This window comes from Thioclava nitratireducens (assembly GCF_001940525.2).
GTDB classification, from domain to species: Bacteria; Pseudomonadota; Alphaproteobacteria; order Rhodobacterales; family Rhodobacteraceae; genus Thioclava; species Thioclava nitratireducens.
The window spans coordinates 970,765-984,731 of record NZ_CP019437.1 but is presented as its reverse complement, the minus strand read 5'-3'; the positions used below and the strand labels follow the sequence as shown (position 1 = coordinate 984,731).

Here is a 13,967-nt window from a genome sequence, read left to right as displayed (position 1 = left end):
CAATGCCCCTGCTCCGCGCGCGCGCCCTTCGCAAAACATATGGCACCGTGCAGGCCGTGCGCGGTGTGAATTTCCGGCTCGACGAGAATTCCTATGTTACGCTGCTGGGGCCTTCGGGCTGCGGCAAGACCTCGATCCTGCGCATGATCGGCGGGTTCGAGGAGGTGAGCGAGGGGATGCTCGAGCTTGACGGCAAGAAGATCAACGACGTGTCCCCAAGCGCCCGCCCGATCAACACCGTCTTCCAGAGCTACGCCCTCTTCCCGCATCTGAGCGTGCTCGAAAACGTGGGCTTTGGGCTGCGCTACAAGGGTCTGAGCCGCAAGCAAGAGCGCGAGAAGGCCCGCGCGGCGCTGGAAACCGTGCAAATGACCGCGATGGCCGACCGCCGCCCGCGCCAGCTCTCGGGCGGGCAGCAACAGCGCGTGGCGCTGGCCCGCGCGATCGCCAACGAGCCGCGCCTTCTGCTGCTGGACGAGCCGCTCTCCGCGCTCGACCGGCGGATGCGCAAGGACATGCAGATCGAGCTGAAAGACCTTCAGCGGCGACTGAAAATGACGTTTCTCCATGTCACCCACGATCAGGAAGAGGCCTTCGCGCTCTCGGATTGGATCATCGTGATGCGTGACGGGATCATCGAACAACAAGGCGCCCCGGATACGATTTATCGCCGTCCCGAGACCGCGTATGTGGCCGATTTCATCGGGGGCGCGGCCTGCGTGCCGGGCGAGATCACCGACACCGCCATTGGGGCCTATGAGATCGAAACCTCCTTGGGCCAGTTCGCGACACCCGGCGTGCGCGGTCTGCAAGCCGGCTCCCCCGCCGTGCTCTGCCTGCGCCCCGAGCAATTGTTCCTTGACCCGCAGGGCCGGATTTCCGCGCGCGTGACACATGCCGTCTATCGCGGTGCGGAGTGGCTGGTCGAAGCCGAGGCCGCGGGCACCACACTGGCGCTGACCGTCGGCCATGACGACGTGCCCGAGATCGGTGCGGAGATCCGCATCGGCTTCGATCCCGCGCAGGTCTGGATCGCGAAAGCCGAGGCGGAACAGAAGGCAGGGCAGACTGCGGAGGCCAAGCCATGAGCCTGCGCGTCGGCACGCTCCTCGCCGCCCCGGTGACGGCCTTCCTGCTGGCGCTTTGCGTGGCGCCGCTTCTGATCCTCTTTGCCTACAGCTTCTTCCGCGTCGATTTCGTCGCGATCTCTTACGACCCGTCCTTCGCGAATTACGCAAAGATCGCGGGCTCTGCGACCTATCGCGGGCTGATCCTGAAAGCCTTTGGTTCGGGCGCGCTCGTGGTCGCGATCACCGCCGTGATCGGCTACCCGGTCGCGTGGTTCCTTGCCAAACGCGCGGGCGCTATGAAATCCGCGCTGCTGACACTGCTGCTGGTGCCGCTTTATTCCGGCGATCTGGTGCGAGTGTTTGCGTGGCGCGTGTTGCTTGGCGCCGAAGGGGTCATTAACCGCTCGCTGATCTGGGCAGGTGTCTCCGACGCGCCCATTCAGGGGCTGCTGTTTTCACCGCTCGCGACCCATATCGCGCTGACCTACAACTACCTGCCCTTCATGGTGATCGGGCTGTGGCTCGCCTTCGAGAGCCTCGATGACGCGTGGCTGGAAGCCGCCGCCGATCTGGGCGCGCGCAGCCCCAGCCGCTTCGCCCGCGTGACCCTGCCGCTGACCTTCCCCGGCCTGGTAGCGGGCGGGCTGATGGTCTTCGTGATGGTGGTCGGCGATTACCTCACGCCGCAACTTCTGGGCGGGGCCTCGGGCATCACCGTGATCTCCGCGATCAACGACCTCTTCGGCACTGCCTTCGACTGGCCACTCGGCTCGGCCATCGCCTGGACGATGCTCGCGATCCTGATGGCATTCTTTGCCGTGGGCGCGATGCTGATCCGCCGCTCCAGCCTTGTGGGAGGGTCCTGACATGTCGCGCCTCTCCACGCTTTGGGTCTGGGCGGTCTTCGCCTTCATGTATTTGCCAATCGCGATGATCGCGCTGTTTTCGGTCAACGATTCCAAGATCATGTCGCTGCCATTCTCGGGCTTCACCCTGAAATGGTATGCCGAGGTGATGGGCGACGGACGCCTGGGCGGGGGCTTCCTGACCACGCTGAGCGTCGCTTTCCCCGTCGCGATCTGCGCGACGCTTCTGGGCGGGCTCGCCGCTTTGGCGATCAGCTTCTACCCGATGCGCGGGCGCGGCATCTTCGCGGTGTTGCTGCTCGCGCCCTTCCTGATCCCGAAACTGATCCTCGCCGTGGCGCAGCTGATCATGTTCAACGAGACCGGGGTGGCGCGCAGCCTACTCACCGTGATCGCCGCGCAGACGGTGATCGTGCTGCCCTTCTCGACGCTGGTGATCGCCTCGGTGCTGATCCGTATCGATCGCGGGTTGCTGGAAGCCGCAGCCGATCTGGGCGCCTCCGGCCTCTCGGCCTTCCGCCGCGTGGTGCTGCCGCTCATGGCGAACGGGCTGATGGCGTCGTGGGTCGTAGCCTTCGTACTCTCCTCGGCCGAATACGTCCTGACCGCTTTCGTCTCGGGCCGCGCGCAACCGCTTTCGGTGCTCGTCGCCTCCGACTTCCGCTTCGCGCTCTCTCCCTCACTCAACGCGCTCGCCGTGATGATCGTCTTCGGCAACATCGCCCTCGTGGCGCTGGCCGAGCTGATCCGCCGCCGCGCCTCCAAGACGGGGGCCTGAGCGCGATGACCAACCACAAGGACCCCATCATGATTTTCGAAAATGCCCTCGGAGAGGGGCAATCCAACGAGCTCATTCTGAACCCGCATTACGACACGGCAAAAGGCTATGGACCCAAGCAGGAGGCCTTTTTGAACGATGCGGCCTTCGATCTGGCCAAGCGCACGATTTCTTCGTGGAAAGGCTACGCGCCGACGCCCCTCGTCTCGCTGCCCGTGATGGCAGCGAAGGCGGGCGTGGCCGAGATTCAGTTCAAGGATGAGGGCGGACGCTTCGGCCTCGGCAGCTTCAAGGCGCTTGGCGGCGCCTACGCCGTGCTGCGGCTTCTGGCCCGGGAGATCGCAAAGGCGAAGGACATCCCCGAGCCCAGCGCCGAAGACATCGTCGCGGGCAAATATGCGGACATCGTTTCGCAACTGACCGTCTGCTGCGCGACCGACGGCAATCACGGCCGCTCGGTCGCATGGGGCGCGCAGCGCTTCGGCTGCCGCTGTGTGATCTTCATTCACGCCACGGTCTCCGAGGCCCGCAAGGAGGCGATCGAGGCCTACGGCGCCGAGGTCCGCCGTTGCGCCGGCAATTACGACGACAGCGTCAGAGAGGCGCAGGACACCGCCACGCGCGAAGGTTGGTTTGTGGTCTCGGACACCTCATATCCAGGCTATACCGAAATCCCGAAAGACGTGATGCAGGGCTATGAGATCATGGCGGCGGAAGCGGCTGATACGCTTGGCCTCCCGCCCACCCATATCTTCATCCAGACCGGCGTCGGCGGGCTGGCGGCGGCGGTCGCGGCGCAGTTCGCGCGCCGCTATGGCCCGGAAGCCCCGCGGGTAATCCTCGCCGATCCCGACCAATCGGCCTGCTGGCTCGAGACGATCCGCGAAAGCAAACCCACTGCCGTCGAGGGCGATCTGGACACGCTGATGGCAGGTCTGGCCTGTGGCGAGGTCTCGCTGCTGGCCTGGGACGTGCTGGAGCCGCTGGCTTTCGCGGTGATGTCCGTGGCCGACCCGGATGCCGTCGCGGTGATGCGCGCGCTGGCCAACCCTGACGGGAGCGATCCGCCGGTGGCCGCCGGAGAATCCGCTGTGGCGGGGCTCGCCGCCTTCCTCGCAGCTGCCGCGAATGACGAAGCACGCGCAACCCTCGGGATCGACGCGCATTCGCGCATCCTGTGCTTCGGCACGGAAGGCGACACCGACGCCGCGCTGTTCAAAACCCTCGTCGGCCGCAGCGCCGCTGAAGTGCGAGGCGCGGCATGAGTATCACCATCGACATCACGCGCCTCATGGCGCGACTGGACCGGCTGGGGCAGATCGGCGCCCTGTCCGGAGGCGGCGTGAAGCGCCTCGCGCTCAGCCCTGAAGACGCCGAAGGCCGCGCCCTCGTAATACGCTGGATGCGCGAGTTGGGTCTCGAGATCACCACGGACGTCATCGGCAATTGCTGGGGCATCCGCGCGGGCGAGGAGGACGGCCCGCCAGTCGTGATGGGCTCGCATATCGACACGGTCGCGACGGGCGGTCTCTATGACGGCAGCCTTGGCGTGTTGGCCGGATTGGAAGTGATCGAGGCGCTCAATGTCGCTGGCGCGCGCACCCGCCGCCCCGTTGCGGTCGCGTTCTTCACCAATGAGGAAGGCGCACGCTTCGCCCCGGACATGATGGGCTCGGGCGTGGCGCAAGGTGCGCTGCCGCTCGACGAGATGCTGGAGGTGGAAGGCATCGACGGGGTGCGCCTGCGCGATGCGCTCGCCGCCATTGATGCCGCAGGCCCCGCCCCGGTCGGCGCGCTGAAACCGCACAGCTATCTGGAACTGCATATCGAACAGGGCCCGGTGCTGGAAACCGAGGAGCTGGAGATCGGCGTCGTGACCGGCGTGCAGGGCATTTCCTGGACCGAGATCACAGTGACAGGCGCCTCGGCCCATGCGGGAACGACGCCGATGGCGCTGCGCCACGATGCGGGGGCCGTGATGGCACGGATCGCCGTGGAGGCCCAGCAGATCGCGGCCGATCACGGGCCGCCGCAGGTCGCGACCGTGGGTCGCATGCGCGTCTCGCCCGATCTGGTCAACGTGGTGCCGCAAGAAGCGGTGATGACCGTCGATCTGCGCCATACCGACGAGGCTACGCTGCAAAAGGCCGAGACCCGGCTTTGGCGCGCAGCGCAGGAGTTCGCACGCGCTGGGGGATGCGCGATCACCCGCCGAACGCTGGCCCGCTTCGAGCCGGTGGAGTTCGACCCGGCGCTGGTCGACCGTGTCGCGGCTGCCGCCGAAGCACGCGGGCTGCGCCATCGCCGTATGCCTTCAGGCGCAGGCCATGATGCGCAGATGTTCGCTCCCAATTGCCCCTCGGCCATGATCTTCGTGCCCTCAAAGGACGGGATCAGCCACAACATTCACGAATATACCGCCCCCTCGGACATCGCGGGCGGGGCGCAGGTGCTGATGGATGTCGTCTGCCAGCAGGCGGAGCTTCAGGACGCGCCCGAATTTCAAACGATCGAGACAGGACAATTGCCATGACCCGCAAATTCATTGCCGCCGCCGCACAGCTTGGGCCGATTGCGCGTGACGAGCCGCGTGCCTCTGCCGTGGCGCGAATGCAGAAGCTGTTGATCGAAGCCCATCGGCGCGGCGCGGAACTGGTCGTCTTCCCCGAACTGGCGCTGACCACCTTCTTCCCGCGCTGGCTGATCGAAGACGAGGCCGAGCTCGACAGCTTCTATGAAACCGAGATGCCGAACGCCGAGGTTCAACCACTGTTCGACACCGCCCGCGAACTCGGCGTCGGCTTCTATCTCGGCTATGCGGAGATCGCCTACGAGAACGGCCAGAAGCGCCGCTTCAACACCTCGATCATGGTCGACAAGAGCGGCCAGATCATTGGCAAATACCGCAAGATCCACCTGCCCGGCCATCCGGAATACGAAGACTGGCGCCCCTTCCAGCATCTGGAGAAACGCTATTTCGAACATGGCAATCTCGGCTTCGGGGTGTTCGACGGCTTCGGCGGCAAGCTGGGCATGTGCCTGTGCAACGACCGCCGCTGGCCCGAGACTTTCCGTGTGCTGGGCTTGCGCGGGGCGGAACTGGTGATGCTGGGCTACAATACGCCGGTGCATTATCCGCTCGCGCCCGAGCATGACCACCTGCAGGACTTCCACAACCACCTGTCTATGCAGGCAGGCGCTTATGCGAACGGGTGCTGGGTGATTGGCACGGCGAAAGCGGGGCGCGAAGAGGGCTGCGACCTGATCGGCGGCACATGCATCATCGCGCCCACCGGCGAGATCATCGCCAAGACCCAAGGGTTCGGCGATGAGCTGGCGATGGCGGAAATCGACCTCGACCGCTGCCGCGAGCTGCGCGAGAACGTCTTCAACTTCGCGCTTCACCGAGAGCCGGACGACTACCGCGACATCTGCGCAGGATAAGAAAGTGGTCGAGTGTTGGGACTATTGATCAGCGCAGCGGCGCATTCGAGGCGGCGGACTGTTTCGCATACGTGCCCCGGATCGGAGGTCGCGAAGGAACTAATGTTGATGGGCACCGAGAACTTCTAAATCGCCGCAATTCTGCGCTGGCTCAAGGAAGACGTTGACGAGGCTTATCACCATACCCTGCCACACGTTGCTTGGGAGGTGGTGATACCGGAACTGGTGTTCGAGACGATATGGTTGGGAACTGATCAGGAGAGTGAGAATAGCTCTTCGGCAAGTGAGACTCTGAACGCCTCGCTTTTTCCCGAAGTTAGAACCCGGAAGAAAAAAGCGAGGCGGCACGCTAGGAGCCTGAAGCGTTACCGAACATTTCAGGCCGATCATCGTTCTGCCTGAAACGAAAGCCGACGACACTCACGCAAGGTCCGCGGGCAGCACGCCCTCGGGGATGTTCTGGTAGCAGACCGGGCGCAGGAAGCGCCGGATCGAGAGCGTGCCGACACTGGTCGCGCCGAAGTTCGTGGACGCCGGATAGGGCCCGCCATGGACCATCGCATCGCTGACCTCGACACCGGTCGGGAAGCCGTTCGCCATCACGCGGCCCGCCTTGCGCTCGAGCACCGGCAGCAGCTTGCGCGCCAGCTCGGCATCGCCGTCATCGAGATGCATCGTCGCGGTCAGCTGACCCTCGAAACCCTTCGCGAGGTCAACCAGCTGCGCCGAGTTAGAGACCCGCACGACCAGACCGAGCGGCCCGAAGACTTCTTCGCCAAGCGCATGATCCTGCAGGTAGTTCTCGGCGCTCGTCTCGTAGAGGTTCGGGGAGGCGTTGCGGCCTTCCTGCTCGGTCGTCAGCACCGGGGTCACGGAGTTTCGCGTATCGAACCGGTCTTTGCCGTCGCGATAGGCCTGCGCGATGCCGTCCGTCAGCATGACCTGTGGGCCGGAGGCCGACAGCGCCTCTTTCGCGGCGGCGACGAAGGCGTCGCCTGCCGGGCCGTCCTCGACCACGGCGATGCCCGGGTTGGTGCAGAACTGGCCCGCGCCCATCGTCAGCGAGCCTGCCCAGCCGGTGCCGATCTCGGCGCCGCGCGCCTTCGCCGCCTCAGGCAGCAGGAACATCGGGTTCACCGAGCCAAGTTCGCCGAAGAAAGGGATCGGCTCGGGGCGCTGCGCGCAGAGATCGAAGAGCGCACGACCACCGCCCAAGCTACCAGTGAAGCCCACCGCCTTGATCAGCGGATGCTGCACGAGCCCTTGCCCCACGTCACGGCGTCCGCCCTGAATCAGACTGAAGACGCCTTTGGGCATGCCGGTCTTCTCGACTGCGGCCTTGATCGCCTCGGCCACGATTTCGCCGGTGCCCGGATGGGCGGAGTGGCCCTTCACCACGACCGGGCAGCCTGCGGCCAGCGCGGCGGCGGTGTCGCCGCCCGCCGTCGAAAACGCCAGCGGGAAGTTCGACGCGCCGAAGACCGCGACCGGACCGATCGGACGCTGCATCATCCGCAGATCGGGACGCGGCAGCGGCTGGCGATCGGGGAGTGCCTTGTCATGGCGGCGGTCGAGATAGTCGCCGTTGCGGATATGGCTGGCAAAGAGGCGCAGCTGGCCTACCGTGCGCCCGCGCTCGCCGTTCAGGCGGGCCTCGGGCAAACCGCTTTCCTGAGTGCCGATCTCGGTGATCGCCTCGCCGCGTGCATCGATTTCGTCAGCGATGGCCTCCAGGAACGTCGCGCGGGTCTCACGGCTCGAATAGCCGTAGTCCCAGAACGCCTCCTCGGCTGCCTCGCAGGCCGCATTCACCATCTCGACCGTGCCGACGCAGAACTCATGGCTCGGCCCGTGGGCTGGGTCGGAGGAGAAAGTCTTGTCGGTGCCGACCCAGTCGCCAGCGATCAGGTGTTGTCCGTGCGGGGTGAAGGTCATGATGTCTCCTTATTAATTCGTCACCAGGCCCGACGCAGAACGGCGTCGCAGAGGCCCTTCGTTCAATACGCGCAGTTTCAAAGAACCGCCGTCATGCCGCCGTCGATGTAGAGGATTTGTCCATTCACGAAATCAGACGCTGAGAAGGCGAGGAACACCACTGCGCCCTGCAATTCCTCGGGCTTTCCCCAGCGCCCGGCGGGAGTGCGACCGCGGACCCAATTGTCGAACTGCGTGTCTTCCTGCAACGGCCGTGTCATGTCCGTCATCATGTAGCCGGGCCCGATGGCATTGGCCTGAATATTGAATGCCGCCCACTCGGCAGCCATCGAGCGCGTCAGCATTTTGACGCCGCCCTTGGCGACCGTGTAAGGCGCGACCGTGACGCGGGCGAGGTCGCTCATCAGCGAGCCGATATTGATGATCTTGCCGCCGCCTTTCGCGATCATCCGCGAGGCTGCTTCGCGGCCACATAGGAACGCGGACGTCAGGTTCGTGTCGAGAACGCGCTGCCAGTCCGCTGCGCCGAGCTCCAACATGGGGCGGCGCAGCTGGATGCCGGCATTGTTCACCAGAATGTCCGGGGGGCGCCCCTCCGCATCGAACCGCTCGAACGCGGCGCGCACGGCGGCTTCGTCAGAGACGTCGAAGGCCGCGGCGCTAACGTCGTAGCCCTGCGCCGCCATCTCTTCCCGAGTCTGCTCAAGCCGCGCGGTATCGAAGCCGTTGAGCACGACATGCGCGCCTGCACCCGCCAATTCCTCGGCGAAAGTTTTCCCCAGGCCGCGAGACGAGCCGGTGACCAACGCGATTTTGCGTGAGAGGTCGAATTTGCTCATCGCCCTATCCTCGTGTCCGTGTCGTGATCAAAAGGAGAGGCGGGCCGGAGGACATGGCCCGCCTCCTGATCCGCCCGAGGGAACAGGCGGATCAGCTTGAGGCTGCATTATGCAGTCTCAGTTGCTGTTTGCGCTTTGGTCGGAGCGCAGCCCGTCGATCGTCTTCTGAACGCGATCGATGACGTCACCACCGATTTCGTCGCGGTGCTTGTCATAGACGACCTGAGACTTCTCACGCATCCGAGCCAGTTCTTCAGGCGAGACTTTGTTGAACTTGATACCGGCCTTTTCCATCTTCTCGAGCGATTGCTTGTTGAGATCCTGGATCACGTTGCGCTCGACCGAGCCACCCTTGACCGCACAGGTGCGCAGCGCGTCCTGTTCGTCGGCATCGAACGTATCGAAGATCGGCTTCGAGAACAGGAAAAGGAAAGGCGTATAGGCGTGCTTCGTCTCGCTGATATATTTCTGCACTTCGTAGAACTTCGATGTGTCGATCGTGACATAGGGGTTTTCCTGTGCATCGATCGCGCCGGTCTCCAATGCCGAGAACACCTCGCCAAAGGCCATCGGCGTCGCGTTGGCGCCGAGATTGTCGAAGGTGTCGAGGAAGATGTTGTTTTGCATCACGCGGATCTTGATGCCTTTAAGGTCTTCCCACTTGGTGATCGGACGCACGGAGTTCGACACGTTGCGGAACCCGTTCTCCCAATAGGCGAGATTGACCAGGCCTTTGTCGGCCAGCTTATCATCCAGGAATTTGCCGAAATCGCCATCCATGACGGCATAAGCTTCCTCGTTGGTCTGGAACAGGAACGGCAGGTCGAACACGCCGAGCGCCGGCTCGATCCCGACGAGCGGCGAGGACGAGGTCACGACCGCGTCGAGCGTTCCCGAGCGCAGCGCCTGCGTTGCCTGAAGGTCGCCGCCGAGCGAACCACTCCAGTAAGCCTGCAGCTTCATTTTGCCGCCGGTTTTTTCGTCGAGGCACTGCTGCATGGCGTCGACGCCATTATGCACCGGGTGGTTCTCGGCGACGCCGTTGGAAATCCGGATAGTGCGCTCGTGGAATTCGGCTGCGGCAGGGCTTGCGACCGCCACCATCGTGCCAAGCAGAAGCGCTGCTTTAATTGCCTTGGTCTTCATTGTTTCCTCCCTTGGGAAATTAACGTTGGCAGAAGTTGACCCGTGACCGGTCAATAGAACCAATGTGCTGGAACCAGCACGATCTGCGGAAAGGCCACGAGAACGAAGAGCACCAGAATCTCGGCCACCAGAAATGGCCAGACACCGATGACCACACGGCCAAGGGGGATCCTCCCGACCCCGCTGACCACGTTGAGGACGACACCGACAGGCGGCGTCAGAAGTCCGATGCAGCAGTTCATGATGAACATCACACCGAAATAGATCGGATCGATCCCCGCCTTCTGGACCAGCGGCAGAAGCACGGGCGTCAGGATCAGGATGGTCGGCGTCAGATCGAGCGCGGTGCCGACGAGAATGATCAGCACCATGATGAAGGCCATGAGGAGCTTCGGATGCTCGATCAGCGGCTCGATGATGCTGCCGAGTTCGGCTGGGATGTTCGCCATAGTGATGAGCCATGCCGAGACCAGGGCGGCACAGACGAGGAACATGATCGCCGCCGTTGTGCGACCTGCCGCGATGAACACGCCAGGCAGAGACTTCAAGGTAAGTTCGCGATAGACGAAGAGCCCGACAAAGAGCGCGTAGAAAGTCGCGATCACCGCAGCTTCGGTCGGGGTGACGACGCCGAACTTGATACCGCCGAGAATGATCACCGGCATGCCAAGCGCCCAGATTGCGCGCATCCCGGCTCGGCCCTTCTCGCCCCAGCTGGCACGCGGCAGGGTTTCGGCCTTGTCCTTCCGGGCGACGAAGAGCCAAGTGACGATCAACACGGTCCCCATTAGGACACCGGGCGCGATACCGGCCATGAATAGCTTGGAGATCGACAGGTTGCTTGCGACGCCGAAGATAATGAAGGCCATCGAGGGCGGGATAACCGGCGCGATCACGCCACCTGCGGCGATGAGGCCGGCAGAACGCGGCACGTCGTAGCCTGCACGGCTCATCATCGGCAGCAAGATCGCAGCGAGCGCCGCACTGTCGGCCGCCGCCGAGCCGGAGATCGAGGCGAGGATCACCGCAGCCATGATGGCGACGATGCCCAGACCGCCCCGGATATGCCCCACGCAGGCGATTGCGAAGTCGATGATCCGACGCGAAAGCCCTCCGGCATTCATCAATTCACCCGCGAGGATGAAGAACGGGATCGCAAGGAGCGTGAAGGTATTCGCACCAATCGCCATGTTCTGAGCGATGATCTGGGTGTTGAACATGCCCAGATATTCCATAAGAGCGATACCGCAGAAGATCAGAGCGAAGGCAACAGGAACGCCGATGGCCATGGCGCCGATGAGCGCGACAAGAAAGACAACGAGGGTCATGATGCACGCCCCTCGATATCTTCAGCGTCGTGATGCTGGCCTGCGAAGCGAGCGAATTCGGCGTCGGTCATCCGCCCCGTCAGAAGACGGATTAGCCGATCGAGTGAGATCAGGATGATTCCGGCGCCGGTGAACAGCCCGGTGCCGTAGACGAAGCCCATCGGCATCATCGTCACCGGCGCGCCCATTGTCATGTTGATCGGCAACTGCTTCCAAGTTCCGATAAAAAGCACTGCCGAGCAGCCGATGATCACGATCTCGCTCAGCCCCATCAGAACCATGCGTCCGCGACGACCGAAGGCGGCGACCACCGTCTCCATGCCCATATGCATATGGTGATGGTGTGCGACGACGGCGCCGATGAAGGTCAGCCAGACGAAGAAGAAGCGCGACATTTCCTCCGAGACGGCAATGCCGCTATCGAACGCGTAGCGCAGGATGACATTGAGAAAGACCATCAGAGCCATCCCGGCAAGCAAAAGCGCCAGCAGAATGTCGAGGCCACGGTAGAAGAGTGAGATAAGTTTCTGCATCCACTTACACCCTGTCGCCGAGGCCGCGGGCGACCAGGTTGGCAATCAGCGCGCGGCTGCCAAAAACCCATTCGGGACAGGCATCACAGCGAGCGACGCAGTTCACCAGAGCCCCGAGCCGCGGCGAAGCAATCTCGACCTCGTCGCCGGTCTCGTGGGTGAAGCCCTGCCCCGGCGCACGGCGATCCTGCACCGGCGCGAAAAGCGTTCCGAGGAACAGGACCGCGCCGTCGGGATATTGGTGGCTGCGATTGAGCATCTGCCGGGCGAGCTCGGCGGGCGACCGGCTGATCGCCTCCATGCGGCTCTCACCCGCCATCTCGAACCCGTCGGTGCCGCGCACGCGCAGAGTGACGACCGCGGTCTCGACATCGGCGAGCGTGAAATGGTCGTCGAAAATCCGCAGGAACGGCCCGATCGCGCAGGAGGCGTTGTTATCCTTGGCCTTGCCGAGCAGAAGCGCCGAGCGGCCTTCGACGTCGCGCAGGTTCACGTCATTGCCCAACGTCGCACCAAGGATCGTGCCATCCGAGCGGATCGCCAGCACAATCTCGGGCTCGGGATTGTTCCAGTCCGAAATCGGGTGGATGCCGATCTCGGCACCGCATCCGACAGATGACATAGGCTGGGCCTTCGTGAAGATCTCTGCGTCCGGACCAATGCCGACCTCGAGATATTGCGACCAGAGGCCCATCTCCTGCAGCAGTGCCTTCACTTTCGCAGCGGCTTCCGATCCGGCAGAGATATCGCGCAGGTTCTTACCGATCACCGGAGCAAGCTTGGCGCGAATGCCCTGCGCGGCCTGAAGGTCGCCGCCGGCGCGTTCTTCGATCACGCGCTCCAGCATACTTTCAGCGAAGGTGACGCCGGCGGCCTTCACCGCCTGAAGATCGATCGGGGCCAAGAGATGCCCGGCCTCCCCGGACACGAAATCCTTCAGAGACCCGAGCACCGGCAGATCGTCGCGCCGCAGAATTCCATTCAAATCGTTGCGCTCCAGAAGCCCCGAAACTGTCGCTGCGATATTCGTTAGATCGAGCAGGACGCCGTTGCGCAGAACGGTTACGCAAGGCCCGCCTTCCGCCTTCGACCAGACCCGGCCGATCAGCAGGGCGCGTGCTTCATCCTCGGGCAAAATACGGCCCGGTTCCAAATTGAGCATAGCTGCCAACTTCCCCTCCATGTTGTCGGGCGCAGCATCTCCTCATACCGCACTGACATATGATGTCAGACAACACTATAACCTAAAATACAACCCCTATTTCGCGTCGCGTTTGCGGCTCAAGCGTATGTGATGTTCGGCTTACTCGATGAATTCGAACTGCAGGCCGACACGCTCGGCGGAGTTCACCAAGTGACGCTGCATCGCAGCCCTTGCCGCGGCGGGATTGCGCGCCCGAATGGCCTCGCAAATCGCCCCGTGCTCTTCGATCGTCCATGCGATCACATCGTCGAGCTGCCCCTCGGCGCGCGCGATCGTGATGACATGGCTGATCCGCTCCGAGATCGCCGTGACGAATTGCACGAAATAGTCGTTGCCTGTCGCCTCGGCGATGATGCGATGGAAATCGAGGTCGGCGGTAACACCCGACTTGCCCCAATCGGGGATATCCGACAGGCCCATCATCGCGGCGTCGAGTGCCGCCATCTGAGCCTCGGTGTGATGCACTGCGGCGAGCGCGGCCGCTTCCATCTCCAACGGCACGCGCACCTGATAGAGCTCGTTGAAAGCGTGCCGGTCCATCTTCTTGCCGTCTTCGAGACGGATCTGGCGCGCGGTGCGCTCCACCACGAAGGCACCGACACCCTGTCGCGTCTCCACCAGCCCTTCGTTACGCAGCTGCGCAATCGCTTCGCGCACAACGGTGCGGCTCACGCCAAAGGTTTTGGACATTGCATGTTCCGTCGGCAGCTTGTCACCGGCTTTCAGCACGCCGTCATAAATCCGCTTGGCGAATTGCGTCGCGATCCGCGTCGGCAGATGATCCGTGCGGGCAATCTGCTCGAACTCTTTATCCATCACTCATC

Annotated in this window: 13 protein-coding genes; 6 read left to right on the top strand and 7 right to left on the bottom strand. The window is 63.5% G+C overall.

Annotation, left to right across the window (positions count from 1 at the left end):
• Positions 1-2: 2 nt before the first annotated feature.
• From BMG03_RS04915 to BMG03_RS04890, 6 genes are read left to right on the top strand one after another with little or no spacing between them, the layout of a single operon-like run.
• The gene (locus tag BMG03_RS04915; protein WP_077701360.1) at positions 3-1,088 is read left to right on the top strand and encodes an ABC transporter ATP-binding protein; all 1,086 of its coding nucleotides are present in this window, start codon (positions 3-5) and stop codon (positions 1,086-1,088) included.
• The gene (locus tag BMG03_RS04910; RefSeq protein WP_075777098.1) at positions 1,085-1,936 is read left to right on the top strand and encodes an ABC transporter permease; all 852 of its coding nucleotides are present in this window, start codon (positions 1,085-1,087) and stop codon (positions 1,934-1,936) included. The genes BMG03_RS04915 and BMG03_RS04910 overlap by 4 nt, the downstream gene beginning before the upstream one ends.
• Position 1,937: 1 nt before the next feature.
• Positions 1,938-2,714: an ABC transporter permease gene (locus BMG03_RS04905; RefSeq protein ID WP_075777097.1), complete on the top strand. Its 777-nt coding sequence runs from the start codon at positions 1,938-1,940 to the stop codon at positions 2,712-2,714.
• Between the two features lie 29 nt (positions 2,715-2,743).
• Positions 2,744-3,979, top strand: coding sequence for a diaminopropionate ammonia-lyase (locus BMG03_RS04900; RefSeq protein ID WP_075777096.1), 1,236 nt, complete (start codon positions 2,744-2,746; stop codon positions 3,977-3,979).
• Positions 3,976-5,247, top strand: coding sequence for a Zn-dependent hydrolase (locus BMG03_RS04895; protein WP_075777095.1), 1,272 nt, complete (start codon positions 3,976-3,978; stop codon positions 5,245-5,247). The genes BMG03_RS04900 and BMG03_RS04895 overlap by 4 nt, the downstream gene beginning before the upstream one ends.
• The gene (locus BMG03_RS04890) at positions 5,244-6,158 is read left to right on the top strand and encodes an N-carbamoyl-D-amino-acid hydrolase (protein WP_075777094.1); all 915 of its coding nucleotides are present in this window, start codon (positions 5,244-5,246) and stop codon (positions 6,156-6,158) included. The genes BMG03_RS04895 and BMG03_RS04890 overlap by 4 nt, the downstream gene beginning before the upstream one ends.
• Before the next feature lie 420 nt (positions 6,159-6,578).
• Here BMG03_RS04890 and BMG03_RS04885 read toward each other — a convergent pair whose 3' ends face one another.
• The 7 genes from BMG03_RS04885 to BMG03_RS04855 all read right to left on the bottom strand — a co-directional run bounded on the left by BMG03_RS04885 (position 6,579) and on the right by BMG03_RS04855 (position 13,959).
• On the bottom strand, positions 6,579-8,093 hold the full coding sequence (locus BMG03_RS04885; RefSeq protein WP_075777093.1) for an aldehyde dehydrogenase (NADP(+)): 1,515 nt from the start codon (positions 8,091-8,093) through the stop codon (positions 6,579-6,581).
• Between the two features lie 77 nt (positions 8,094-8,170).
• Positions 8,171-8,932 carry an SDR family oxidoreductase gene (locus tag BMG03_RS04880; RefSeq protein ID WP_075777092.1) on the bottom strand — a complete coding sequence of 254 codons (762 nt, stop codon included), beginning with the start codon at positions 8,930-8,932 and terminating at the stop codon, positions 8,171-8,173.
• Between the two features lie 117 nt (positions 8,933-9,049).
• The gene (locus BMG03_RS04875; protein ID WP_077701117.1) at positions 9,050-10,078 is read right to left on the bottom strand and encodes a TRAP transporter substrate-binding protein; all 1,029 of its coding nucleotides are present in this window, start codon (positions 10,076-10,078) and stop codon (positions 9,050-9,052) included.
• Positions 10,079-10,128: 50 nt separating this feature from the next.
• Complete coding sequence (locus tag BMG03_RS04870) at positions 10,129-11,406, bottom strand: TRAP transporter large permease (RefSeq protein WP_075777091.1); 1,278 nt, start codon at positions 11,404-11,406, stop codon at positions 10,129-10,131.
• Positions 11,403-11,939, bottom strand: a complete 537-nt coding sequence (locus tag BMG03_RS04865) for a TRAP transporter small permease (RefSeq protein WP_075777090.1) — start codon at positions 11,937-11,939, stop codon at positions 11,403-11,405. The genes BMG03_RS04870 and BMG03_RS04865 overlap by 4 nt, the downstream gene beginning before the upstream one ends.
• Before the next feature lie 4 nt (positions 11,940-11,943).
• On the bottom strand, positions 11,944-13,101 hold the full coding sequence (locus tag BMG03_RS04860) for a fumarylacetoacetate hydrolase family protein (RefSeq protein ID WP_075777089.1): 1,158 nt from the start codon (positions 13,099-13,101) through the stop codon (positions 11,944-11,946).
• Positions 13,102-13,242: 141 nt separating this feature from the next.
• Entirely contained in the window at positions 13,243-13,959 is a 717-nt protein-coding gene (locus BMG03_RS04855) for a FadR/GntR family transcriptional regulator (RefSeq protein WP_075777088.1), read from the bottom strand.
• Positions 13,960-13,967: the final 8 nt, after the last annotated feature.

What these genes read in the sequence shown, in the direction of transcription:
- BMG03_RS04915 (WP_077701360.1), top strand. Translation starts at nt 3, where the DNA reads ATGCCCCTGCTCCGCGCGCGCGCCCTTCGCAAAACATATGGCACCGTG.
- BMG03_RS04910 (WP_075777098.1), top strand. Translation starts at nt 1,085, where the DNA reads ATGAGCCTGCGCGTCGGCACGCTCCTCGCCGCCCCGGTGACGGCCTTC.
- BMG03_RS04905 (WP_075777097.1), top strand. Translation starts at nt 1,938, where the DNA reads ATGTCGCGCCTCTCCACGCTTTGGGTCTGGGCGGTCTTCGCCTTCATG.
- BMG03_RS04900 (WP_075777096.1), top strand. Translation starts at nt 2,744, where the DNA reads ATGATTTTCGAAAATGCCCTCGGAGAGGGGCAATCCAACGAGCTCATT.
- BMG03_RS04895 (WP_075777095.1), top strand. Translation starts at nt 3,976, where the DNA reads ATGAGTATCACCATCGACATCACGCGCCTCATGGCGCGACTGGACCGG.
- BMG03_RS04890 (WP_075777094.1), top strand. Translation starts at nt 5,244, where the DNA reads ATGACCCGCAAATTCATTGCCGCCGCCGCACAGCTTGGGCCGATTGCG.
- BMG03_RS04885 (WP_075777093.1), bottom strand. Translation starts at nt 8,093, where the DNA reads ATGACCTTCACCCCGCACGGACAACACCTGATCGCTGGCGACTGGGTC.
- BMG03_RS04880 (WP_075777092.1), bottom strand. Translation starts at nt 8,932, where the DNA reads ATGAGCAAATTCGACCTCTCACGCAAAATCGCGTTGGTCACCGGCTCG.
- BMG03_RS04875 (WP_077701117.1), bottom strand. Translation starts at nt 10,078, where the DNA reads ATGAAGACCAAGGCAATTAAAGCAGCGCTTCTGCTTGGCACGATGGTG.
- BMG03_RS04870 (WP_075777091.1), bottom strand. Translation starts at nt 11,406, where the DNA reads ATGACCCTCGTTGTCTTTCTTGTCGCGCTCATCGGCGCCATGGCCATC.
- BMG03_RS04865 (WP_075777090.1), bottom strand. Translation starts at nt 11,939, where the DNA reads ATGCAGAAACTTATCTCACTCTTCTACCGTGGCCTCGACATTCTGCTG.
- BMG03_RS04860 (WP_075777089.1), bottom strand. Translation starts at nt 13,101, where the DNA reads ATGCTCAATTTGGAACCGGGCCGTATTTTGCCCGAGGATGAAGCACGC.
- BMG03_RS04855 (WP_075777088.1), bottom strand. Translation starts at nt 13,959, where the DNA reads ATGGATAAAGAGTTCGAGCAGATTGCCCGCACGGATCATCTGCCGACG.